The sequence below is a fragment of the Enterobacter cloacae complex sp. SHL009 genome (genome assembly GCF_049237205.1).
In the GTDB taxonomy this organism is placed as follows: Bacteria; Pseudomonadota; Gammaproteobacteria; order Enterobacterales; family Enterobacteriaceae; genus Enterobacter; species Enterobacter cloacae_M.
Genome location: NZ_JBMKIW010000003.1, coordinates 129040 through 149603, shown reverse-complemented (window position 1 = coordinate 149603; position 20564 = coordinate 129040). Strand labels below are relative to the sequence as shown.

Below are 20564 nucleotides of genomic sequence, written 5' to 3'. Positions count from 1 at the left end.
TTTTATGATCCGTAATGGGTAGTCATTATGACTATCCAAAGTAGTGTCAATATGACAACATGCATTGTCAAAATGACAGCGAGGTCTCTATGAGCTTTTCCGTAGACGTGCTGGCGAAGATCGCCATTGAGCTGCAGACCGGTATCGGCCATCAGGACCGCTTTCAGCGGCTGATCTCCACGCTGCGCCACGTGCTTGAGTGCGACGCCTCGGCGCTGCTGCGCTACGAGGGGCGGCAGTTTATTCCGCTGGCTATCGACGGGCTGGCGAAGGACGTGCTCGGGCGGCGTTTTACCCTTGAGGGCCATCCGCGTCTGGAAACCATCGCCCGCGCGGGTGACGTAGTGCGCTTCCCGGCGGACAGCGATCTGCCCGACCCGTACGACGGGCTTATTCCCGGACAGGAGAGCCTGAAGGTTCACGCCTGTATCGGCCTGCCTTTATTTGCCGGGCAAAACCTGATCGGCGCGCTGACCCTCGACGGCCTGTCGCCGGACCAGTTCGACACCTTTAGCGACGAAGAGCTGCGCCTGATTGCCGCCCTGGCCGCCGGGGCGCTGAACAATGCCCTGCTGATTGAACAGCTGGAGAGCCAGAACATTCTTCCCGGCAGCCCGGCGGCGTTTGAGCAGGTGACGCAAACGGAGATGATCGGCCTTTCTCCGGGCATGGCGCAGCTCAAAAAAGAGATTGAGATTGTCGCCGCCTCAGACCTGAACGTGCTGATCTTCGGGGAAACCGGCACCGGCAAGGAGCTGGTCGCGAAGTCCATTCACGAAGCCTCGCCGCGCGCGGTGAACCCGCTGGTGTACCTCAACTGCGCCGCGCTTCCGGAAAGCGTGGCGGAAAGCGAGCTGTTTGGTCACGTTAAAGGGGCGTTTACCGGGGCCATCAGCAACCGCAGCGGCAAATTCGAAATGGCCGATAACGGCACGCTGTTTCTGGATGAAATCGGCGAGCTCTCCCTGTCGCTGCAGGCCAAGCTGCTGCGCGTGTTGCAGTACGGCGACATGCAGCGCGTGGGGGATGACCGAAGCCACAGAGTGGACGTTCGCGTGCTGGCGGCAACGAACCGCGACCTGCGTGAAGCGGTGGTGGCAGGGCAGTTCCGAGCCGACCTGTTCCATCGCCTGAGCGTGTTCCCGCTTACCGTGCCGCCGCTGCGCGAGCGCGGGGACGACGTGGTGCTGCTGGCGGGCTTTTTCTGCGAGCAGTGCCGCCTCAGGATGGGGCTTTCCCGCGTGGTGCTGAGCCCGGGTGCGAGGTCGCATCTGCTGAGCTACGGCTGGCCGGGCAACGTGCGCGAGCTGGAGCACGCGATTCACCGCGCGGTGGTGCTGGCGCGGGCGACGCGTTCGGGTGACGAAGTTGTGATCCACGCGCGGCATTTTGCGCTGCAGGATGAAACCGCACCGGCTGTCGCCCAGGCTCTACCAGAAACGGTAAATGAAAATCTGCGCGAAGCCACTGAGGCGTTTCAGCGTCAGATGATTACCCGCGCGCTGGAGCAGAATAACCGCAGCTGGGCGGCGTGCGCGCGGGCGCTGGAGATGGACGTCGCCAACCTGCACAGGCTGGCGAAGCGTCTGGGACTGAAGGGTTAGATAATGCCGGCCTGATAGAAATCCTGCAGGTTGATGGCGCCGCACAGCCTGCCGGAATCATCCACCACCGGTGCGGCGGTGATTTTGCGCTTCATCAGCACCTCTTTGGCTTCAATGGCGCGGCTCCCGGCTTTCAGCGTCAGCCCGCCTTTGGTCATGGCGTCCGACACGTTGGTTTCCAGCCTGCCGCCGCCCACCAGCCAGCGGCGCAGGTCGCCGTCGGTGAACACGCCCTTAACGCTCCCGCTGTCATCGCAGACCGCTACCAGCCCCAGACCGGTGCGGCTCAGCTCCAGCATCGCGTCCATGACGCTGGTATCAAGTTTGACCTGCGGAATGGCATCGTCGGTGCGCATCAGGTGATGCACTTTATTGAGCAGCCGCGCGCCGAGGGCCCCCGCCGGATGCGAACGGGCAAAATCTTCTTCGTTAAAGCCGCGCGCCTGCATCACCGCCATGGCCAGCGCGTCGCCCATCATCAGGGTGTTAACGGTGCTGGAGGTCGGGGCGAGGTGCATCGGGCAGGCTTCGCGCTCGACGGATATGTCCAGCGTCGCTTTGGCGGCCAGCGCCAGCGGCGAGCGGGACTTCCCGGTCATCGCCAGCAGGGCGACCGATTTTTCCTGCAGGCGTGGAATAATCAGGTCCAGCTCTTTGGCCGAACCGGAGTAGGAGATAAACAGCATCACGTCGCGGCTTTCAATCATCCCCAGATCGCCGTGCAGCGCCTCTGCCGGATGCACAAAAAAAGCCGGGGTGCCGGTGCTCGCGAGCGTCGCGGCAATCTTTTTGCCGATATGGCCGGATTTACCGATGCCCGCCACGATCACTTTGCCTTCGCAGTGGATAATGGTGTTGGCGGCGCGGACAAAATCCTCGCCCAGACGTTCCGGCAGGCGGCTGGCTTCCTGCAGTTCCAGCATCAGCGTCTGGCGGCCCGTTTCTAACAGAAAATCACTCATCTCTCTCTCCGGTTACGATCACGTCGATTCCTTTCTCTTCCAGCGCTTTCTTGAACGCCGGGTCGATACCCGCGTCGGTAATCAGCTTATCAACGCTTTCAAGGCTACAGACAATGTTGGGGCTTTTGCGGCCAAACTTCGACGAGTCTGCCATCAAAATCACTTCCCGCGCGGCGTTGCACATCGCTTTACTGACGCTGAACACCTCGTTGAACGTCGTAACGCCGGCGTTCAGGTCGATGCCGTCGGTACCCATAAACAGTTTATCAAAGCTGAAGTGGTCGAAGGCATTCTCCGCCAGCTGGCCGTGAAACGACGCCGATTTTTTGCGGAAGGTGCCGCCGGGCATCAGGATGGTCTGCTCGCTGTCAAACTCCGACAGGGCGTTGACGATGTGCAGGCTGTTGGTCATCACCGTGATGTTGTTAAAGCGGCTGAGCAGCGGGATCATCTGCAGGACGGTGCTGCCTGCATCCAGAATGATGGAGTCGCCATCGTGGATAAATTTGACGGCGGCTTCGGCAATCAGCGCTTTCTGGTGGGTATTGATCAGCGTTTTGTGATCGATAGGCGGGTCCGCTTCGTCCTTATTGAGCACCACGCCGCCGTAGGTTCGAATGACGGCGCCAGAGTTTTCGAGCAATACCAGGTCCTTGCGTATTGTCGTGCCGGTGGTGTCAAAGTAGTGGGCCAGATCCTCTACCGAGCATTTTCCCTGCTTTTGCAGATGCTCGAGAATGGCCGCCTGCCGCTGACGAGGTTTCATAGGCGCTTCGTTCCTTAGGTTGCGAAATGATAATTTCGCAAGTCTATAGCTTTCACAACGAAATTATCCATGTTTCAGATTAAGCGCTAATGATAGTGCATTCTGACAGAGTGGATCATGGGGAAAGATCACATCAGGCCGTAATTCCTGCAGCGAAATGCCGTTGATCGCCTGGATTTTCGCCGGACGGGCGAAGACGGTCATGCCGCGCATGATGAGGGAATCGCAGACGTGATTGTTTTCATCCAGCGCAACGGCGACGACGACTCGCGGTTTGAAGCGTCCGCCGGAACGCCCGACCCCGACGCGACCTTTCTGACACAGCGCGTCAAACGCGCGGTTAAACTGGTGGATCTGCCAGCCGCCAAACGCCATCTGGCAGATCCAGGCGAGGGCGGCGACGGTGATGAGTGCGGTGACCATATCGACTCCTTATTATGTTCCCTCTCCCGGTGGGAGAGGGTTAGGGTGAGGGCATCAGGCGCTCGATCAGAACATCACCTGCCCGCCGGTGACGTTAATCGACTGCCCGGTGCAGTAAGACGCTTTCGGGCTGGCGTAAAACAGCAGCATGTTCAGCACGTCCTGATAGTCGCACCCGCGCTTCAGCGGCACTTTATCGATGTAGTACTGCTCCACCTCGTCCGCTTTGATGCCAAGTTTGGTGGCGTACTGCGGCAGCAGGGACTGGAACATCGGCGATTTCAGCAGGTTGCCCAGCATCAGCGAATGCACGGTAATGCCGTATTCGGCCAGATCCAGCGCCAGAGACTGCGTCAGCCCCACGCCGCCAAACTTCGCCGCGCTGTAGCCGGAGTTGTGCTTGCTGCCCACTTTCCCTGATTTGGAGTTGATCTGAATGATGCGCCCCTGAATGCCGTCGCGGATCATCAGACGGGAAAACTCGCGGGCGCAGAGGAAATAGCCCACCAGATTCACCTGTAGCGAGCGGTCAAAGTCCCCCAGCTCGAAATCGCTGATAAAGGCCGCTTTCGCAATCCCCGCGCTGTAGACCAGCAGGTCGGTACGCCCAAAAATCTCGTCCACGCCGCGGGCCAGCGCCATCACGCTCTGCTCGCTGGTGGCGTCGGCACCAAACCCGTACGCCATCCCTTCGCCAAACTCGGTGTTAATGGTGTCCGCCACGCGGGCGGCTTTTTCACTCTGAATGTCCACTACCGCCACGCGGTAGCCCTCTGCGGCAAGCCCACGGCAGAGGAACTCGCCTAAGGTTTGTCCTCCACCAATGACAACGGCAACCTGACTCATGTGTTTCTCCTTAAATTACGCAACAAATTTTAACGTGCAGCCTGGGGTGACAGCCTGCGGAACCGGGCCCGCCACGTGAACCGTGCCGGGATATTCGGCCTGCGGCTGGCCGTCGAAACGCAGGGTGATGTGCCCCAACTCGCGCAGGTTTTGCTCGGCCACGTCGCCGACGGCGGTCACGGCATAGCGCGCCTCGCCCAGCTCCAGCTGGCTCCCGGCCTTCAGCTCGCCCTTCAGCTCGCCGTGACAGTGGATAAAGCAAAACTCTTCGATATCCGCCGGGGCGCCTTCGCGGAAGGTGATCAGCATCTGGTCGCTCAGCGCGTCAGCCGCGCTCTGGCCGATGCGGGTAATGGTGGTCTGGTAAATCACGGTCATCGCAGGAACCTCTTATTGATAAATAAAGCCGGAGACAAACCAGGCAATCAGCACCGTCGGCGCGCCCGTCAGGAAGCGACTGACCAGCACCGACGGCACGCCCACGCGCACGGTGTCCTGGCGCGCTTCGGCCAGCGACAGCCCTACGGGGATGAAATCGCACGCCGCCTGGGCGTTAATGGCGAACAGGGCGGGCAGGGCGAGGTGCGGGGGAATGTTCCCCAGACCAATCTGCACGCCAATCAGCACGCCGATGACCTGGGCAATCACCGCACCAGGGCCGAGGAACGGCGACAGCAGCGGGAAGGAGCAGATCAGCGCCAGCGTCACCAGCCCGAGCGGGTGGCTCGCGAGCGGGGCGAGGCCGTGAGCAATCCAGTCGCCCAGGCCGGACGCCATGATGATGCCGATCAGCGCCGAGACGAATGCCATAAACGGCAGAATGGTTTTCAGCACCGTGTCGATGGTGTCGCGCCCGGACTGGAACAGTACCGCCACGGCGGAACCCATGCCCATCCCGACCTTCGCCAGCAGGCCGTCGCTCTGTTCGGTGATTTTCTTGCTGGTGTCGTACTCGCGCGGGGCCGCTTTTTGCGGCGCGGCAGTGCCATTCACCAGCGTGATGTTGTCCTCCTTCACGCCTGAGACATAAATGTCCTCAAGGATGTACTGCGCCAGCGGGCCGGATTTTCCGGTGGAGTGAATATTCACCGTCGGAATGCGGCGCTTCGGATAGATACCGCAGCGCAGCGTGCCGCCGCAGTCGATTACCGCCACGCCGATTTCCGCTTCCGGCGGCTCGCCTTCCTTGAAGCCGTCGACCGCTTCCCAGCCGGTCAGCTCGCGCAGTCTGTCGACGATTGCCGGGCGCGTGCCTGCGGTGATGTAGACGATCTTTTTGCCTTCGGTGGCGTCGAACTCCAGCGGGCCGCCCCAGCCGCCCGTGCCTTTTTCAATGCGGATCCGGTTCATGCTGTGGCTCCTGAAAGATGGACTTTCTGTTCAAGCTGGATGCCCATTTTTTTCTCAAAAATGGCGGTGGTGAGGTCGGTCACCCAGCCGCGGAAGAAGTTGGTGACCAGGCCAACCAGCAGGTAGCTCACCGCCAGCGGGCCGAGCGGCAGGCCAAGGGTGGTGAGGCCGCTGGCGATCCCGAGATAGACAAACAGCTCGCCGGGGTTAATGTGCGGGAACAGGCCGTTCATGGAATGGCAGCTGTAGGAGGCGGCGGCGTAGTAGCTCGGCTTGTACTTTTCCGGCATGAAGCGGCCGAGGCTTAAGGTCATCGGGTTGCAGAACACGAAGGTACCGATGAACGGCAGTACCAGGTAGCGGGACAGCGGATTCCCGGCACAGCGCTGGGCGAAGCGTTCGATGCGCTGCTGGCCGATAAAGTTGATCAGCGCGTTCATGATCACCAGCAGGCTGATCAGCAGGGGCAGGATCCCGGTCACCATGCCGGTGAACACTTCTCCGCCTTTCTGAAACAGCCCGATGAACCACTCGGCGCCGTGGGTGATGGTTTCTATCATTCTTCTCTCCTGTGGGGCTTTTTTGTTTTTGTCTGACTGCGGTTAATAATAATCACTTTGAAAGGTTTTAAAGTGTTAGTTAGATCTCACAATGAAAGAAAAATGGGTTATTTTGAAAGTTTATTGGCGGGGCGAATGATTTTCGGTGGAAAAAAGCGCGGATTTGCGTAGGGGAGGTGCGTACCGCTTCCTTGAGGTGTTGCGGATGCTTTACCATACTGGGTTCTTATCGAACCCGTTAAATGGATGTCTCATGTTCAAGCGTCGTTATGCAGCGCTGTTGCCTGCGCTTATTCTGCTGTCTGCCTGTAGTAGCAAACCTAAGACCGAAGCCGTTCAGCAAACGGCGGGCGCGCCTTCCGGAGGATTCCTGCTGGAGCCGCAGCACAATATGATGCAGATGGGCGGCGACTTCGCGAATAACCCGGCGGCCGAGCAGTTCATCGATAAAATGGTGAGCAAGCACGGCTTTGACAGACAGCAGCTGCACGAAATTTTGTCTCAGGCCAAGCGCCTGGACTACGTGCTGCGCCTGATGGACAGGCAGGCGCCGACGGCCCAGGTGCCGAGCGGGCCGAACGGCGCGTGGCTGCGCTATCGCAAACAGTTTATTACCCCGGACAACGTGCAAAATGGCGTGGTGTTCTGGAATCAGTATGAAGATGCGCTCAACCGCGCGTGGCAGGTATACGGCGTACCGCCTGAAATCATCGTCGGGATTATTGGCGTGGAAACCCGCTGGGGCCGCGTGATGGGTAAAACCCGCATCCTCGACGCTCTGGCCACGCTCTCATTTAACTACCCGCGCCGCGCGGAGTATTTCTCTTCCGAGCTGGAAACCTTCCTGCTGATGGCGCGCAGCGAGCAGGACGATCCGCTCGATCTTAAAGGGTCGTTTGCCGGTGCGATGGGCTACGGCCAGTTTATGCCGTCCTCCTATAAGCAATATGCCGTCGACTTTAACGGTGATGGTCATATCAACCTGTGGGATCCGGTGGATGCCATCGGCAGCGTGGCGAACTACTTCAAAGCGCACGGCTGGACGCCGGGCGGACAGGTTGCCGTTCAGGCAAACGGCGAGGCGTTTGGTCTGGAAAACGGCTTCAAAACCAAATATAGCGTCGCACAGCTGACGGCGGCGGGCTTAACGCCAACCCAGCCGCTGGGCAATGTCGATCAGGTGAGCCTGTTGCGCCTGGACGTGGGAACCAGCTATCAGTACTGGTACGGCATGCCGAACTTCTACACCATCACCCGCTATAACCACAGCACCCATTATGCAATGGCGGTGTGGCAGCTGGGGCTGGCAGTGTCTCAGGCGCGCGTTCCGGCGGCGTCACCGTTTAGTCAGTAAGTTGCTCAGACGGGTAGGCCGGGTAAGGCAACGCCGCCACCCGGCATGGCTGCACGCACGGTGCGGCCTGATGCCCTCACCCTGACCCTCTCCCACGGGAGAGGGAAATTCTTCAGAAACATTTCGCCACACTCCCTTTTCAAACCCGTCATTTACATCTTAACCGCCTTTTATTATTGTTATGTTATAACATTTAATGCGGTGTCGACATGTCAACGTCCCTTTTTTCTCTGTCTGCTCTGGTTCGGCTTTTGCTGGCGCTGGTGCTGGTTGTCTTTATCGGGCTGGCCGTGCGCTGGGCGGTGGCACTGCCATGATCGTGATGAACGAACTGGTCGCGGGTTATGAACGCCAGCCCGTTACGCGGCCCCTCTCGGGCACCATTGAGCGCGGCAGCATGACCGCCATTATCGGCGCTAACGGCTGCGGGAAATCCACGCTGCTGAAAACGCTGGCGGGGTTTATTCCTTCCGTCAGCGGCGGTTTCCGCTGGCAGGGTAAGCGCCCGGTCATCGGCTGGCTGGCACAGCGTCACGCCCTGGAGGCGCAGTTTCCGCTGACCGTACAGGACGTGGTAAGCATGGGCTGCTGGCCGGGCATTTCGCTTTTTTCCGGGTTTCGTCGCGAAACGCGGCTGCGCATTGCCAGCGCGCTTGAGCGCGTCGGGCTTGAGTCCATGGCGTTATCCACCATCGATGAACTCTCCGGCGGTCAGTTTCAGCGCATGCTGTTTGCCCGCGTCCTGGTGCAGCAGGCGCCGCTGGTGATGCTGGATGAACCCTTTACCGGGGTCGATGAAACCACCTGCAGCGTGCTGATGGATTTGATGCTGGAGATGTATATGCAGGGGCAAACGCTGCTCGCGGTACTGCACGACAGCGAGCGCGTGTCGCGCCATTTTCCGCAGACGCTGCGGCTGGATGCTGACGTTCCCCAGTGGAAAACCGAGCGGGTGAGGGTGGCATGATCTGGCATCTCTTTTTTCAACCGTTCATTGAGTACGGCTTTATGCGTCGCGCGCTGGTGGTTTGCCTGGCGCTCTCCGTCAGCACCACCGCGCTCGGCGTGTTTCTTCAGCTGCGTCGGATGAGCCTGATGGGCGACGCCCTTTCTCACGCCATTTTGCCGGGTGTCGCCGTGGGGTATTTGCTCAGCGGTATGTCGCTGCTGGCGATGAGTATTGGCGGTTTTATCGCGGGAATTACCGTGGCGCTGCTGGCCGGTCTGGTCAGTCGACGCACGCCGCTGAAAGAAGATGCCAGCTTTGCCGGGTTTTATCTTGGCTCGCTGGCGCTGGGGGTCACGCTGGTGTCGCTGCGCGGGTCGAATGTCGATCTGCTGCATCTGCTGTTTGGCTCTATCCTCGCCGTGGACAAGGACGCCGCGCTTTTTGTCACGGGCGTGTGTATGTTCACCCTTATCACACTGGCGCTGTTTTATCGCGGGCTGGTCACAGAAGCGTTTGATACTGCCTGGCTGCAGGTGAACGCCCGCTGGCTGCCTGGCCTGCTGCACGGACTGTTTCTGGCGCTGCTGGTGCTTAACCTGGTGGCTGGTTTTCAGGTGCTCGGCACGCTGATGGCCGTCGGGCTGATGATGCTTCCGGCCGTGGCGGCACGCTGCTGGGTGCGCACGCTACCAGCCTTACTTCTGATGGCGGGGATAAGCGGTATTTTCTGCGCATGGCTGGGGCTGAGCCTCTCCTGGGCGATGAGCCTACCTGCCGGGCCGTCCATCGTGCTCACCGCCAGCGCGCTGTTCTTTATTTCCATTTTACTGGGTACGCGAAGCAGGCTCGCTGGCAGCCTGCGGGCGTATTTTTAACGCAAGGGGAAACGATGAAACGTACAGGATTTGTAGTGGCGCTCGCGCTGGGGATGATGTCGCACGGCGTGATGGCGAAAACGCTGAATGTGGTGACCAGCTTTTCGATTCTGGGGGATATCACGCAGGAGGTAGGCGGTGACCATGTGAACGTGACGACGCTGGTCGGGCCGGACGGCGATCCGCATACCTTTGAACCGTCGCCGAAAGACAGCGCCGCCCTGAGCAAGGCTGATGTGGTGGTGGTGAACGGCCTGGGGCTGGAAGGCTGGCTTGATCGTCTGGTGAAAGCCTCCGGGTTCAAAGGGCAACTGGTTGTCGCCTCAACAGGAGTGAAAACCCACACGCTTGAGGAAGATGGAAAGACTGTGACCGATCCCCATGCGTGGAACAGCGCGGCGAACGGGGCGCTCTATGCACAAAATATCCTGAACGGGCTGGTGAAAGCCGATCCTGAGGACAAAGCCGCGCTGGAAGCCTCTGGCAAAACGTATATCGCGCAGCTCAGCCAGCTGGATAACTGGGCCAAAACGCGTTTTAGCCAGATCCCGTCGGCTAAGCGTAAAGTGCTGACCAGCCATGACGCGTTCGGCTATTTCAGCCGCGCCTACGGCGTGACGTTTATGGCGCCGCAGGGGCTGTCGTCTGAGAGCGAAGCCAGCGCGGCGCAGGTCGCCGAGATTATCAATCAGATTAAAGCCGACGGCGTGAAAACCTGGTTTATGGAAAATCAGCTCGATCCGCGTCTGGTGAAACAGATTGCATCGGCGACGGGCGCACAGCCCGGGGGCGAGCTTTACCCCGAAGCGCTGTCGGCAAAAGGTGGGGTGGCTGACACCTACGTTAAGGCGTTTCGCCACAATGTGCACACCCTCGCTGAGAGCATGAAATAACCTTTCCACCGCCGGTGCGTCCGTACCGGCTTTTTTCTGAAGCCCCCTCGTAAAACCTGAAGTGCATCCCCACATCTGACGATAAAGTGCTATCTTGTGCAGCACGTTTTTCAGATGCCTGGAGCGAGAATGACTGACCATGAATTGATGCAGCTTAGCGAGATCGTTGGCCTTGCGCTGAAGCAGCGTGGCGCGACAATCACCACTGCGGAATCCTGCACCGGCGGCTGGCTGGCGAAAGCGATTACCGATATTGCCGGCAGTTCCGCCTGGTTTGAACGCGGTTTTGTGACCTACAGTAACGAAGCTAAAGCACAGATGATTGGCGTGCGTGAATCCACGCTTGAACAGCATGGCGCGGTCAGCGAACCGGTGGTAATCGAGATGGCTATTGGCGCGCTCAAAGAGGCGCGGGCAGATTACGCGATTTCCATTAGCGGTATTGCGGGCCCGGACGGCGGCAGCGACGTGAAGCCTGTCGGCACCGTCTGGTTTGGGTTCGCCACCTCCAAAGGGGAAGGGATCACCCGCCGGGAGTGCTTCAGCGGCGATCGCGAAAGCGTGCGTCGTCAGGCAACCGTTTATGCGTTAAAAACGCTCTGGCAACAATTTCTACAAAACACTTGATACTGTATGACTATACAGTATAATTGCACCAACAGAACAGAAATCCACGGTGAAGCACAGTCGCTTCTCCCGGCATGACAGGAGTAATAATGGCTATCGACGAAAACAAACAGAAAGCGTTGGCGGCAGCACTGGGCCAGATCGAAAAGCAATTCGGTAAAGGCTCCATCATGCGCCTGGGTGAAGACCGTTCCATGGATGTGGAAACTATCTCCACCGGTTCGCTTTCTCTGGATATCGCGCTGGGCGCTGGCGGTCTGCCTATGGGCCGTATCGTAGAAATCTACGGGCCAGAGTCCTCCGGTAAAACCACCCTGACGCTGCAGGTGATCGCTGCGGCACAGCGCGAAGGTAAAACCTGTGCGTTTATCGATGCCGAGCACGCGCTGGACCCTGTTTATGCCCGCAAGCTGGGCGTGGATATCGACAACCTGCTGTGTTCTCAGCCGGACACCGGTGAGCAGGCGCTGGAAATTTGTGACGCGCTGGCACGTTCTGGTGCCGTTGACGTTATCGTGGTCGACTCCGTTGCCGCACTGACGCCAAAAGCCGAAATCGAAGGTGAAATCGGTGACTCTCATATGGGCCTCGCGGCACGTATGATGAGCCAGGCGATGCGTAAGCTGGCGGGTAACCTGAAGCAGTCCAACACGCTGCTGATCTTCATCAACCAGATCCGTATGAAAATTGGTGTGATGTTCGGTAACCCGGAAACCACTACCGGTGGTAACGCACTGAAATTCTACGCCTCTGTTCGTCTGGATATCCGCCGTATCGGCGCGGTGAAAGAGGGCGAGAACGTGGTCGGTAGCGAAACCCGCGTGAAGGTTGTGAAGAACAAAATCGCCGCGCCGTTCAAACAGGCTGAATTCCAGATCCTCTACGGTGAAGGGATCAACTTCCTCGGCGAGTTGGTTGACCTGGGCGTGAAAGAGAAGCTGATTGAAAAAGCGGGCGCCTGGTACAGCTACAACGGTGACAAGATTGGTCAGGGTAAAGCGAATGCCATCTCCTGGCTGAAAGAGAACCCGGCTGCGGCGAAAGAGATCGAGAAGAAAGTGCGTGAGCTTCTGCTGAACAACCAGGACTCCACGCCTGATTTCGCGGTTGATAGCGCGGATGCTGAAGAAACTAACGAAGACTTTTAATTCTCTCGTTTAACAATGAAGGGCTGCTGATGCGGCCCTTTTTGCATTTCTGAATCAGCAGGTTTTTTTATGAGTGAACCGACAACACGTCGACCCGCGTATGCACGCTTACTTGATCGCGCGGTGCGCATCCTGGCCGTCCGTGACCACAGTGAACAGGAGCTGCGGCGAAAACTGTCGGCGCCGGTGATGAGTAAAAACGGCCCGGAAGAGATTGATGCCGCCGCGGAAGATTATGACCGCGTCATCGCCTGGTGCTATGAGCATCGCTATCTTGATGACGAGCGTTTTGCCTCGCGGTTTCTCGCCAGCCGTGGCCGTAAAGGATACGGGCCCGCGCGCATCCGGCAGGAGCTAAACCAGAAAGGGGTAGCCCGGGAGTCCATCGAAAAAGCGATGCGCGAATGCGATATTGACTGGTGCGAACTGGCAAGAGAACAGGCGATTCGCAAGTACGGCGAGCCGCTGCCGCGTGAATTTTCAGAAAAAGTTAAAATCCAGCGCTTTTTGCTCTACCGCGGCTTTCTGATGGAAGATATTCAGGATATCTGGCGTAATTTTGCCGATTGAACGCATGCGGGATTTTACTTCCCACTAAAGAAAACTTATCTTATTCCCACTTTTTCCAGTAGCTGGTCTGTCCAACGGTTTACCGATACAGGCTGGCTACGACATTTCGTTAGCTTGATTTCAGGATAATTATGAGCAAGAGCACCGCTGAGATCCGTCAGGCGTTTCTCGATTTTTTCCATAGTAAGGGACACCAGGTTGTTGCCAGCAGCTCCCTGGTACCGAACAACGATCCGACTCTGCTGTTTACCAACGCCGGGATGAACCAGTTCAAGGATGTGTTCCTTGGTCTCGACAAGCGTAATTATTCCCGCGCCACAACCTCACAGCGTTGCGTGCGTGCGGGCGGTAAACACAACGACCTGGAAAACGTCGGTTACACCGCGCGTCACCACACCTTCTTCGAAATGCTGGGTAACTTCAGCTTCGGCGACTACTTCAAACACGATGCCATTCAATATGCGTGGGAACTGCTGACCGGTGAAAACTGGTTCAACCTGCCGAAAGAGCGTCTGTGGGTTACCGTCTATGAAACCGATGACGAAGCCTACGAAATCTGGGAAAAAGAAGTCGGGATCCCGCGCGAGCGTATTATTCGCATCGGCGATAACAAAGGCGCGCCATACGCGTCTGACAACTTCTGGCAGATGGGTGATACCGGCCCTTGCGGCCCGTGCACCGAGATCTTCTACGATCACGGCGACCACATCTGGGGTGGCCCTCCGGGCAGCCCGGAAGAAGACGGCGATCGCTACATTGAGATCTGGAACATCGTCTTCATGCAGTTCAACCGTCAGGCCGACGGTACGATGGAGCCGCTGCCGAAGCCTTCCGTTGATACCGGTATGGGTCTGGAGCGTATTGCCGCGGTTCTGCAGCACGTCAACTCCAACTACGAGATTGACCTGTTCAGCACCCTGATCAAAGCCGTTGCCGAAGTTACCGGCGCGTCCGACCTGAACAACAAATCGCTGCGCGTTATCGCGGACCACATTCGTTCCTGTGCGTTCCTGATTGCCGACGGCGTTATCCCGTCGAATGAAAACCGTGGCTACGTGCTGCGTCGTATCATTCGTCGTGCCATCCGTCACGGCAACATGCTGGGCGCGAAGGACACTTTCTTCTATAAACTCGTTGGGCCACTGATTGGCGTGATGGGTGCTGCCGGTGACGAGCTGAAACGCCAGCAGGCGCAGGTAGAGCAGGTTCTGAAAACCGAAGAAGAGCAGTTTGCGCGTACACTGGAGCGCGGTCTGGCGCTGCTGGACGAAGAGCTGGCGAATCTCAAGGGCGACACGCTGGATGGCGAAACCGCTTTCCGCCTGTACGACACCTACGGCTTCCCGGTTGATCTGACGGCGGACGTTTGCCGCGAGCGCAATATCAAAGTTGACGAAGCGGGCTTCGAAGCCGCGATGGAAGAGCAGCGTCGTCGTGCGCGTGAATCCAGCGGTTTCGGTGCAGACTACAACGCGATGATCCGCGTTGATAGCGCGTCTGAGTTCAAAGGTTATGACGCGCTGGAACTGACCGGCAAAGTGACCGCCCTGTTTGTTGACGGTAAAGCCGTGGACAGCATCAGCGCGGGCCAGGAAGCGGTTGTCATTCTGGACAAAACGCCGTTCTACGCGGAATCCGGCGGTCAGGTTGGCGACAAGGGCGAGCTGAAAGGCAACGGTTTCAGCTTCAGCGTCAGCGACACCCAGAAATACGGTCAGGCGATTGGTCACCAGGGCAAACTGGTTTCCGGTTCTCTGAAAGTGGGCGAGGGCGTACAGGCTAACGTGGATGAAGCTCGCCGCGCGCGCATTCGTCTGAACCACTCTGCAACCCACCTGATGCACGCTGCCCTGCGCGACGTGCTCGGTACCCACGTTGCACAGAAAGGTTCTCTGGTTAACGACAAAGTGCTGCGTTTCGACTTCTCGCATTTTGAAGCGATGAAACCGTCTGAAATCCGCGCGGTGGAAGATCTGGTAAACGCGCAGATCCGTCGTAACCTGCCAATCGAGACCCACATCATGGAGCTCGAGGACGCGAAGAAAAAAGGTGCGATGGCGCTGTTTGGTGAGAAATATGACGACCGCGTTCGCGTGCTGAGCATGGGCGACTTCTCTACCGAGCTGTGCGGCGGTACGCACGCATCGCGCACCGGTGACATCGGCCTGTTCCGCATTGTTTCCGAATCGGGTACGGCGGCAGGTGTGCGCCGTATTGAAGCGGTGACCGGTGAAGGTGCGATTGCCAGCCTGCATGCGCAGAGCGATCAGCTGCATGACATCGCTCAGCTGCTGAAAGGCGATAGCCAGAACCTGGGCGAGAAAGTGCGCGTTGCGCTGGATCGCACGCGTCAGCTGGAAAAAGAGCTGCAGCAGCTCAAAGAGCAGGCTGCGGCGCAGGAGAGTGCAAACCTCTCCAGCAAGGCTGTAGACATTAAGGGCGTCAAACTGCTGGTCAGCGATCTGGCGGGCGTTGAGCCTAAGATGCTGCGTACTATGGTCGACGATCTCAAGAACCAGCTTGGTTCTACCGTTATCGTGCTGGCGACAGTGGCAGAAGGTAAGGTTTCTCTGATTGCGGGCGTCTCTAAGGATGTGACCGACCGCGTAAAAGCAGGGGAACTGATTGGTATGGTCGCTCAGCAGGTGGGTGGCAAGGGTGGCGGTCGTCCGGACATGGCACAAGCCGGTGGTACGGATGCGGCGGCACTTCCGCAAGCTTTGGCCAGCGTTGAAAGCTGGGTAAGCGCGAAACTGTAATAACTACAAAGCACAAGCAGACGCCATAGCGGTAACGTTATGGCGTCTTGTTCACTGTGCTATCGATAACGATAAAGTCAGGTTGAGTTTGTGTATATCGGCTAAACTTACGTTTAACAGAATGTGATGCCGTGACTGCTTACACTTTACGTGTTTGTCATCGCTTACTTTTTGGCGTTATATGATGGATAATGCCGGGATACAAGAGACCCGACTCTTTTAATCTTTCAAGGAGCAAAGAATGCTGATTCTGACTCGTCGAGTTGGTGAGACCCTCATGATTGGGGATGAGGTCACCGTGACAGTTTTAGGGGTAAAGGGTAACCAGGTACGTATTGGTGTTAACGCTCCTAAAGAAGTATCTGTCCACCGTGAAGAGATCTACCAGCGTATCCAGGCTGAAAAATCCCAGCAGTCCAGTTACTGATATTGTCGCGTCTCGCTGTCGGGCGAGACGCAACCCTCCTGTCATTTTTCCTGCTCAACGTTACCGTTTAATTTCAAACGCTCTCTTTTTAACCACTCCGTTACCTTAAACTCGCCCTTACGCCGCCATTTCTGCAAAGGTTTTCTGTGAAGATGCCTGCAAAATCCGCTTATAAAACACCCTCTTTGCGGCTTTTACATGCGAATTGCGTGTGATTTGTGCAAACGATAAAAGCTTTTGGAAAATTGTTTGACTTATAAGTCCCAGAAAGTAATATATGCGCCACGCAGCGACGAGAAGCTCTTAACGAGTAACTCGAAGCACTCGAAAGAGGCGTTGTGTGGTGAGGTGGCCGAGAGGCTGAAGGCGCTCCCCTGCTAAGGGAGTATGCGGTCAAAAGCTGCATCCGGGGTTCGAATCCCCGCCTCACCGCCATTTTGCATCCGTAGCTCAGCTGGATAGAGTACTCGGCTACGAACCGAGCGGTCGGAGGTTCGAATCCTCCCGGATGCACCATCTATTACTTCATATTGCTTTAGAAGTGATATGAATATCGAGCAGTACAGTAGTAAATCCCGATGCATCCGTAGCTCAGCTGGATAGAGTACTCGGCTACGAACCGAGCGGTCGGAGGTTCGAATCCTCCCGGATGCACCATATTCTCCGAGATAACAGCGATGCTGTTGTTTCAAGGTCTGCGAGTTAATCGTAAGCACCAGGGAGGATAACGTTGCTTTAGCAACGGCCCGCAGGGCGAGGCGCAGACGAGTAATCCTCCCGGATGCACCATTTACTATTTCTGAAAGCAGTACCCTGATGCATCCGTAGCTCAGCTGGATAGAGTACTCGGCTACGAACCGAGCGGTCGGAGGTTCGAATCCTCCCGGATGCACCATCTATTACTTCATATTGCTTTAGAAGTGATGTGAATATCGAGCAGTACAGTAGTAAATCCCGATGCATCCGTAGCTCAGCTGGATAGAGTACTCGGCTACGAACCGAGCGGTCGGAGGTTCGAATCCTCCCGGATGCACCATCTTCTCCTTCTTTGTTTATTCCTTCGACGTTCCGTCAGCAATCACACTCTCAATCAGCGACAAAAATCACCATTTACGATAAAGTAATGGTTTGTTAATCGTTTAGCGAGAGCACGATGTACGCACAGTATGACGGTTTGATCTTCGATATGGACGGCACTCTCCTGGATACCGAACCCACGCATCGTCAAGCCTGGACTGACGTCCTGGGCCGCTACGGAATGCGTTTCGATCTTCAGGCGATGATAGCCCTCAACGGATCCCCCACCTGGCGTATTGCGCAGGCCGTGATTGAACTGAATCAGGCCGACCTCGACCCGCATCTGCTCGCGCGCGAAAAAACCGATGCGGTAAAAGCCATGCTTCTAGATACCGTACGTCCTCTGCCGCTGATTGATGTGGTAAAAGAGTGGCACGGGCGCCGCCCGATGTCGGTAGGAACAGGCAGTGAAAGCTCGATTGCAGAAGCTTTGCTCAATCATCTTGGCCTGCGTCACTATTTTTCTGCGGTGGTCGCCGCCGATCATGTTAAACATCACAAGCCCGCACCGGACACCTTCCTGCTTTGCGCAGAATTAATGGGCGTCCCGGCGGCAAAATGTGTCGTGTTTGAAGACGCCGATTTCGGCATTCAGGCCGCGCGTGATGCCGGAATGGATGCGGTGGATGTGCGCTTACTGTGAGTGACGCGCTGTCACTTGCTTCATTATTCGCCAGCAGTTTTTTAAGCGCCACGCTGTTACCGGGAAATTCGGAAGTGGTGCTGGTGGCGATGCTATTGTCCGGCGTGAGTCAGCCCTGGCTGCTTGTATTAATAGCAACAATGGGTAATAGCCTTGGAGGGCTGACTAACGTTATTCTTGGGCGTTTCTTTCCGCTGCGCGAAAAATCGCGCTGGCAGGAAAAGGCAGTCGGCTGGCTAAAACGCTATGGCGCTGCCACGCTGTTATTAAGCTGGATGCCTGTAATAGGCGATTTACTGTGTCTGCTGGCGGGATGGATGCGCATCTCCTGGGGACCGGTGCTCTTTTTTTTGTGCCTTGGCAAGGCGTTGCGCTATGTTCTCGTGGCGTGGGCAACACTACAGGGTATGACGTGGTGGCACTAATTGGTGGAATGAATACGCGACCTTCAATCGTCAACCATTACAATTATGCTGAGTAAAATTACTTTGACAGGCGGGAGGTCAATTTGATCCCGGACGTATCTCAGGCGCTGGCCTGGCTGGAAAACCACCCTCAGGCATTGAAGGGTATTCAGCGTGGTCTTGAGCGTGAAACGCTGCGCGTTAACGCGGACGGTAGCTTAGCGACGACGGGTCACCCGAAGGCGTTAGGCTCGGCGCTGACACATAAATGGATCACAACCGATTTCGCTGAAGCACTACTGGAGTTCATCACGCCAGTAGAGGGTGATATTGATCATATGCTGACGATTATGCGCGATATCCATCGCTACACCGCGCGCAACATGGGCGACGAACGTATGTGGCCCCTCAGCATGCCGTGCTATATCGAGCAGGGCCAGGAGATTGAGCTGGCGCAGTACGGCACGTCAAATATCGGTCGGCTGAAAACGCTCTATCGCGAAGGGCTGAAAAACCGCTACGGCGCGTTGATGCAGACGATCTCGGGCGTGCATTATAACTTCTCGCTGCCAATGGCGTTCTGGCAGGCGAAATGCGGTGAAACGGATAAAGATGCGATCTCTGAAGGCTACTTCCGCCTGATCCGCAACTATTACCGTTTCGGCTGGGTGATCCCGTATCTGTTTGGTGCCTCCCCGGCGATCTGTTCTTCGTTCCTGCAGGGGAAACCGACCACGCTGCCGTTCGAGAAGACCGAGTGCGGAATGTACTATCTCCCGTACGCCACCTCTCTGCGCCTGAGCGATCTCGGTTATACCAATAAATCGCAAAGCAATCTCGGTATTACGTTTAACGAATTGCACGAATATGTGGCAGGATTGAAGCGGGCGATCAAAACCCCGTCGGAAGAGTACGAGAAAATCGGCCTCGAAAAAGACGGCAAACGCCTGCAAATCAACAGCAATGTGCTGCAGATTGAAAACGAGCTGTATGCGCCTATTCGTCCTAAGCGCGTAACGCGCAGCGGTGAAACCCCGTCGGATGCGCTGCAGCGCGGCGGGATCGAATACATTGAAGTGCGTTCGCTGGATATCAACCCGTTCTCACCGATTGGCGTTGATGAGCAGCAGATTCGCTTCCTGGATCTGTTTATGGTCTGGTGCGTGCTGGCGGATGCGCCGGAAATGAGTTCAGACGAACTGCTCTGTACCCGTACAAACTGGAATCGCGTGATTCTGGAAGGGCGTAAGCCGGGCCTGACGTTGGGTATCGGCTGCGAAACGGCACAGTTCCCGCTGACCAAAGTCGGCAAAGATCTGTTCCGCGATCTGAAGCGTGTTGCCCGCACAATGGACAGCATTGACGGCGGCGACGCGTATCAACAGATCTGCGACCAGCTGGTGGAATGTTTTGATAATCCGGAACTGACGTTCTCAGCGCGTATTCTGCGTTCTATGATCGATCAGGGCATTGGCGGCACGGGGCGTTCACTCTCAGCGGAGTATCGTGAGATGCTGATGCAGGAGCCGTTAGAAGTGCTGAGCGAAGCAGATTTTGCCGCGGAACGCGATGCGTCCGTGGTGCGTCAGAAAGAGGTTGAAGCGGCGGATACCGAGTCGTTTGAGGCGTTTCTGGCGAAGCAGTCTTAAGCAGAAAAGAAAAAGGCCACATCGCTGTGGCCAAAATATACATCTCTGAATTCAGGGATGATGATAACAAATGCGCGTCTTTCATATACTCAGACGTGCATTCTGTAGAAGAGTTCAGTTTATTTTAAAAAAAATCACTGTCGGAGGTGACGTATGCCGTTATTAGATAGCTTTACTGTCGACCATACCCGTATGGAAGCACCTGCAGTTCGCGTGGCGAAGACCATGCACACCCCGCACGGCGACACGATCACCGTCTTCGATCTGCGTTTCTGCGTGCCAAATAAAGAAGTGATGCCAGAGAAAGGCATTCATACCCTGGAACACCTGTTCGCCGGTTTCATGCGTGACCATCTGAACGGCAACGGCGTTGAGATCATCGACATCTCCCCTATGGGCTGCCGTACCGGTTTCTACATGAGCCTGATTGGCCAGCCGGAAGAGAAACGCGTCGCTGATGCGTGGAAAGCGGCGATGGAAGACGTGCTGAAGGTGAAAGAGCAGAACCAGATCCCTGAGCTGAACGTTTACCAGTGCGGTACTTACCAGATGCACTCTCTGGAAGAAGCGCAGGAAATCGCGCGTCACATCATCGAGCGTGATGTTCGCGTGAACAGCAACGAAGAGCTGGCCCTGCCAAAAGAAAAACTGCAGGAACTGCACATCTAGTGCACCTTT

21 protein-coding genes and 5 tRNA genes are annotated in these 20564 nt (G+C 56.9%); 19 read left to right on the top strand and 7 right to left on the bottom strand.

From position 1 onward, the window contains the following. Window positions 1-89 precede the first annotated feature (89 nt). Complete coding sequence (norR, locus tag ACOTZC_RS09485) at window positions 90-1604, top strand: nitric oxide reductase transcriptional regulator NorR (protein ID WP_421635738.1); 1515 nt, start codon at window positions 90-92, stop codon at window positions 1602-1604. Here norR and gutQ read toward each other — a convergent pair. From gutQ to srlA, 7 genes are all read right to left on the bottom strand, one after another. Next, complete coding sequence (gene gutQ / locus ACOTZC_RS09480) at window positions 1601-2566, bottom strand: arabinose-5-phosphate isomerase GutQ (protein ID WP_333033190.1); 966 nt, start codon at window positions 2564-2566, stop codon at window positions 1601-1603. The two genes, norR and gutQ, sit on opposite strands and share 4 nt — an antisense overlap. Next, window positions 2559-3332 (bottom strand): glucitol operon DNA-binding transcriptional repressor SrlR, encoded by a 774-nt coding sequence (gene srlR, locus ACOTZC_RS09475; RefSeq protein ID WP_032640855.1) that lies wholly within the window; start codon window positions 3330-3332, stop codon window positions 2559-2561. The genes gutQ and srlR overlap by 8 nt, the downstream gene beginning before the upstream one ends. A gap of 63 nt (window positions 3333-3395) precedes the next feature. After that, window positions 3396-3755 (bottom strand): transcriptional regulator GutM, encoded by a 360-nt coding sequence (gutM, locus tag ACOTZC_RS09470; RefSeq protein ID WP_023308952.1) that lies wholly within the window; start codon window positions 3753-3755, stop codon window positions 3396-3398. 66 nt (window positions 3756-3821) lie between these two features. Further along, window positions 3822-4601 carry a sorbitol-6-phosphate dehydrogenase gene (srlD, locus tag ACOTZC_RS09465; RefSeq protein ID WP_045404214.1) on the bottom strand — a complete coding sequence of 260 codons (780 nt, stop codon included), beginning with the start codon at window positions 4599-4601 and terminating at the stop codon, window positions 3822-3824. A 15-nt stretch (window positions 4602-4616) separates the two neighbouring features. Further along, complete coding sequence (gene srlB, locus ACOTZC_RS09460) at window positions 4617-4979, bottom strand: PTS glucitol/sorbitol transporter subunit IIA (RefSeq protein ID WP_023308951.1); 363 nt, start codon at window positions 4977-4979, stop codon at window positions 4617-4619. Between the two features lie 12 nt (window positions 4980-4991). Continuing rightward, window positions 4992-5951 carry a PTS glucitol/sorbitol transporter subunit IIB gene (srlE, locus tag ACOTZC_RS09455; RefSeq protein WP_023308950.1) on the bottom strand — a complete coding sequence of 320 codons (960 nt, stop codon included), beginning with the start codon at window positions 5949-5951 and terminating at the stop codon, window positions 4992-4994. Next, a complete protein-coding gene (gene srlA / locus ACOTZC_RS09450) occupies window positions 5948-6511 on the bottom strand; it encodes a PTS glucitol/sorbitol transporter subunit IIC (protein WP_023333189.1) in 564 nt (187 codons plus the stop codon). The genes srlE and srlA overlap by 4 nt, the downstream gene beginning before the upstream one ends. Window positions 6512-6764: 253 nt before the next feature. Here srlA and mltB point away from each other — a divergent pair, with 253 nt between their 5' ends. The 18 genes from mltB (at window position 6765) to luxS (ending at window position 20555) form a co-directional block, all read left to right on the top strand. After that, entirely contained in the window at window positions 6765-7865 is a 1101-nt protein-coding gene (gene mltB / locus ACOTZC_RS09445) for a lytic murein transglycosylase B (protein WP_171843736.1), read from the top strand. 313 nt (window positions 7866-8178) lie between these two features. Continuing rightward, the gene (locus ACOTZC_RS09440; RefSeq protein ID WP_248184899.1) at window positions 8179-8832 is read left to right on the top strand and encodes a metal ABC transporter ATP-binding protein; all 654 of its coding nucleotides are present in this window, start codon (window positions 8179-8181) and stop codon (window positions 8830-8832) included. Beyond that, window positions 8829-9689, top strand: coding sequence for a metal ABC transporter permease (locus tag ACOTZC_RS09435; protein WP_023308946.1), 861 nt, complete (start codon window positions 8829-8831; stop codon window positions 9687-9689). Before ACOTZC_RS09440 ends, ACOTZC_RS09435 begins: the two co-directional genes overlap by 4 nt. A 14-nt stretch (window positions 9690-9703) precedes the next feature. Then, window positions 9704-10582: a metal ABC transporter substrate-binding protein gene (locus ACOTZC_RS09430; protein WP_047173858.1), complete on the top strand. Its 879-nt coding sequence runs from the start codon at window positions 9704-9706 to the stop codon at window positions 10580-10582. A gap of 129 nt (window positions 10583-10711) precedes the next feature. After that, entirely contained in the window at window positions 10712-11209 is a 498-nt protein-coding gene (gene pncC, locus ACOTZC_RS09425; RefSeq protein ID WP_421635737.1) for a nicotinamide-nucleotide amidase, read from the top strand. 89 nt (window positions 11210-11298) lie between these two features. Then, on the top strand, window positions 11299-12357 hold the full coding sequence (gene recA, locus ACOTZC_RS09420; protein ID WP_248184901.1) for a recombinase RecA: 1059 nt from the start codon (window positions 11299-11301) through the stop codon (window positions 12355-12357). Between the two features lie 69 nt (window positions 12358-12426). Then, window positions 12427-12927, top strand: coding sequence for a recombination regulator RecX (gene recX / locus ACOTZC_RS09415; RefSeq protein WP_111965498.1), 501 nt, complete (start codon window positions 12427-12429; stop codon window positions 12925-12927). Window positions 12928-13058: 131 nt separating this feature from the next. Beyond that, window positions 13059-15686: an alanine--tRNA ligase gene (alaS, locus tag ACOTZC_RS09410; protein ID WP_325795084.1), complete on the top strand. Its 2628-nt coding sequence runs from the start codon at window positions 13059-13061 to the stop codon at window positions 15684-15686. Between the two features lie 241 nt (window positions 15687-15927). Then, window positions 15928-16113, top strand: coding sequence for a carbon storage regulator CsrA (gene csrA / locus ACOTZC_RS09405; RefSeq protein WP_000906486.1), 186 nt, complete (start codon window positions 15928-15930; stop codon window positions 16111-16113). A 342-nt stretch (window positions 16114-16455) separates the two neighbouring features. Next, window positions 16456-16548, top strand: a tRNA-Ser gene (locus ACOTZC_RS09400). A gap of 4 nt (window positions 16549-16552) precedes the next feature. Continuing rightward, window positions 16553-16629: transfer RNA gene (locus tag ACOTZC_RS09395), tRNA-Arg, on the top strand. Window positions 16630-16693: 64 nt separating this feature from the next. Then, a tRNA-Arg gene (locus ACOTZC_RS09390) sits at window positions 16694-16770 on the top strand. A 161-nt stretch (window positions 16771-16931) separates the two neighbouring features. Then, a tRNA-Arg gene (locus ACOTZC_RS09385) sits at window positions 16932-17008 on the top strand. A gap of 64 nt (window positions 17009-17072) precedes the next feature. Then, window positions 17073-17149: transfer RNA gene (locus tag ACOTZC_RS09380), tRNA-Arg, on the top strand. Window positions 17150-17266: 117 nt separating this feature from the next. Next, window positions 17267-17833, top strand: a complete 567-nt coding sequence (gene yqaB, locus ACOTZC_RS09375; RefSeq protein ID WP_023308940.1) for a fructose-1-phosphate/6-phosphogluconate phosphatase — start codon at window positions 17267-17269, stop codon at window positions 17831-17833. After that, on the top strand, window positions 17830-18258 hold the full coding sequence (locus ACOTZC_RS09370; protein ID WP_008499541.1) for a YqaA family protein: 429 nt from the start codon (window positions 17830-17832) through the stop codon (window positions 18256-18258). The genes yqaB and ACOTZC_RS09370 overlap by 4 nt, the downstream gene beginning before the upstream one ends. 83 nt (window positions 18259-18341) lie before the next feature. Beyond that, window positions 18342-19886, top strand: coding sequence for a glutamate--cysteine ligase (gene gshA / locus ACOTZC_RS09365; protein ID WP_023308938.1), 1545 nt, complete (start codon window positions 18342-18344; stop codon window positions 19884-19886). Between the two features lie 153 nt (window positions 19887-20039). Next, complete coding sequence (gene luxS / locus ACOTZC_RS09360) at window positions 20040-20555, top strand: S-ribosylhomocysteine lyase (RefSeq protein WP_008499539.1); 516 nt, start codon at window positions 20040-20042, stop codon at window positions 20553-20555. Window positions 20556-20564: the final 9 nt, after the last annotated feature.

What these genes read in the sequence shown, in the direction of transcription:
- srlE (WP_023308950.1), bottom strand. Translation starts at nt 5,951, where the DNA reads ATGAACCGGATCCGCATTGAAAAAGGCACGGGCGGCTGGGGCGGCCCG.
- csrA (WP_000906486.1), top strand. Translation starts at nt 15,928, where the DNA reads ATGCTGATTCTGACTCGTCGAGTTGGTGAGACCCTCATGATTGGGGAT.
- srlD (WP_045404214.1), bottom strand. Translation starts at nt 4,601, where the DNA reads ATGAGTCAGGTTGCCGTTGTCATTGGTGGAGGACAAACCTTAGGCGAG.
- alaS (WP_325795084.1), top strand. Translation starts at nt 13,059, where the DNA reads ATGAGCAAGAGCACCGCTGAGATCCGTCAGGCGTTTCTCGATTTTTTC.
- srlR (WP_032640855.1), bottom strand. Translation starts at nt 3,332, where the DNA reads ATGAAACCTCGTCAGCGGCAGGCGGCCATTCTCGAGCATCTGCAAAAG.
- mltB (WP_171843736.1), top strand. Translation starts at nt 6,765, where the DNA reads ATGTTCAAGCGTCGTTATGCAGCGCTGTTGCCTGCGCTTATTCTGCTG.
- srlB (WP_023308951.1), bottom strand. Translation starts at nt 4,979, where the DNA reads ATGACCGTGATTTACCAGACCACCATTACCCGCATCGGCCAGAGCGCG.
- ACOTZC_RS09430 (WP_047173858.1), top strand. Translation starts at nt 9,704, where the DNA reads ATGAAACGTACAGGATTTGTAGTGGCGCTCGCGCTGGGGATGATGTCG.
- ACOTZC_RS09440 (WP_248184899.1), top strand. Translation starts at nt 8,179, where the DNA reads ATGATCGTGATGAACGAACTGGTCGCGGGTTATGAACGCCAGCCCGTT.
- luxS (WP_008499539.1), top strand. Translation starts at nt 20,040, where the DNA reads ATGCCGTTATTAGATAGCTTTACTGTCGACCATACCCGTATGGAAGCA.
- recA (WP_248184901.1), top strand. Translation starts at nt 11,299, where the DNA reads ATGGCTATCGACGAAAACAAACAGAAAGCGTTGGCGGCAGCACTGGGC.
- gutQ (WP_333033190.1), bottom strand. Translation starts at nt 2,566, where the DNA reads ATGAGTGATTTTCTGTTAGAAACGGGCCGCCAGACGCTGATGCTGGAA.
- yqaB (WP_023308940.1), top strand. Translation starts at nt 17,267, where the DNA reads ATGTACGCACAGTATGACGGTTTGATCTTCGATATGGACGGCACTCTC.
- norR (WP_421635738.1), top strand. Translation starts at nt 90, where the DNA reads ATGAGCTTTTCCGTAGACGTGCTGGCGAAGATCGCCATTGAGCTGCAG.
- recX (WP_111965498.1), top strand. Translation starts at nt 12,427, where the DNA reads ATGAGTGAACCGACAACACGTCGACCCGCGTATGCACGCTTACTTGAT.
- pncC (WP_421635737.1), top strand. Translation starts at nt 10,712, where the DNA reads ATGACTGACCATGAATTGATGCAGCTTAGCGAGATCGTTGGCCTTGCG.
- srlA (WP_023333189.1), bottom strand. Translation starts at nt 6,511, where the DNA reads ATGATAGAAACCATCACCCACGGCGCCGAGTGGTTCATCGGGCTGTTT.
- gutM (WP_023308952.1), bottom strand. Translation starts at nt 3,755, where the DNA reads ATGGTCACCGCACTCATCACCGTCGCCGCCCTCGCCTGGATCTGCCAG.
- ACOTZC_RS09435 (WP_023308946.1), top strand. Translation starts at nt 8,829, where the DNA reads ATGATCTGGCATCTCTTTTTTCAACCGTTCATTGAGTACGGCTTTATG.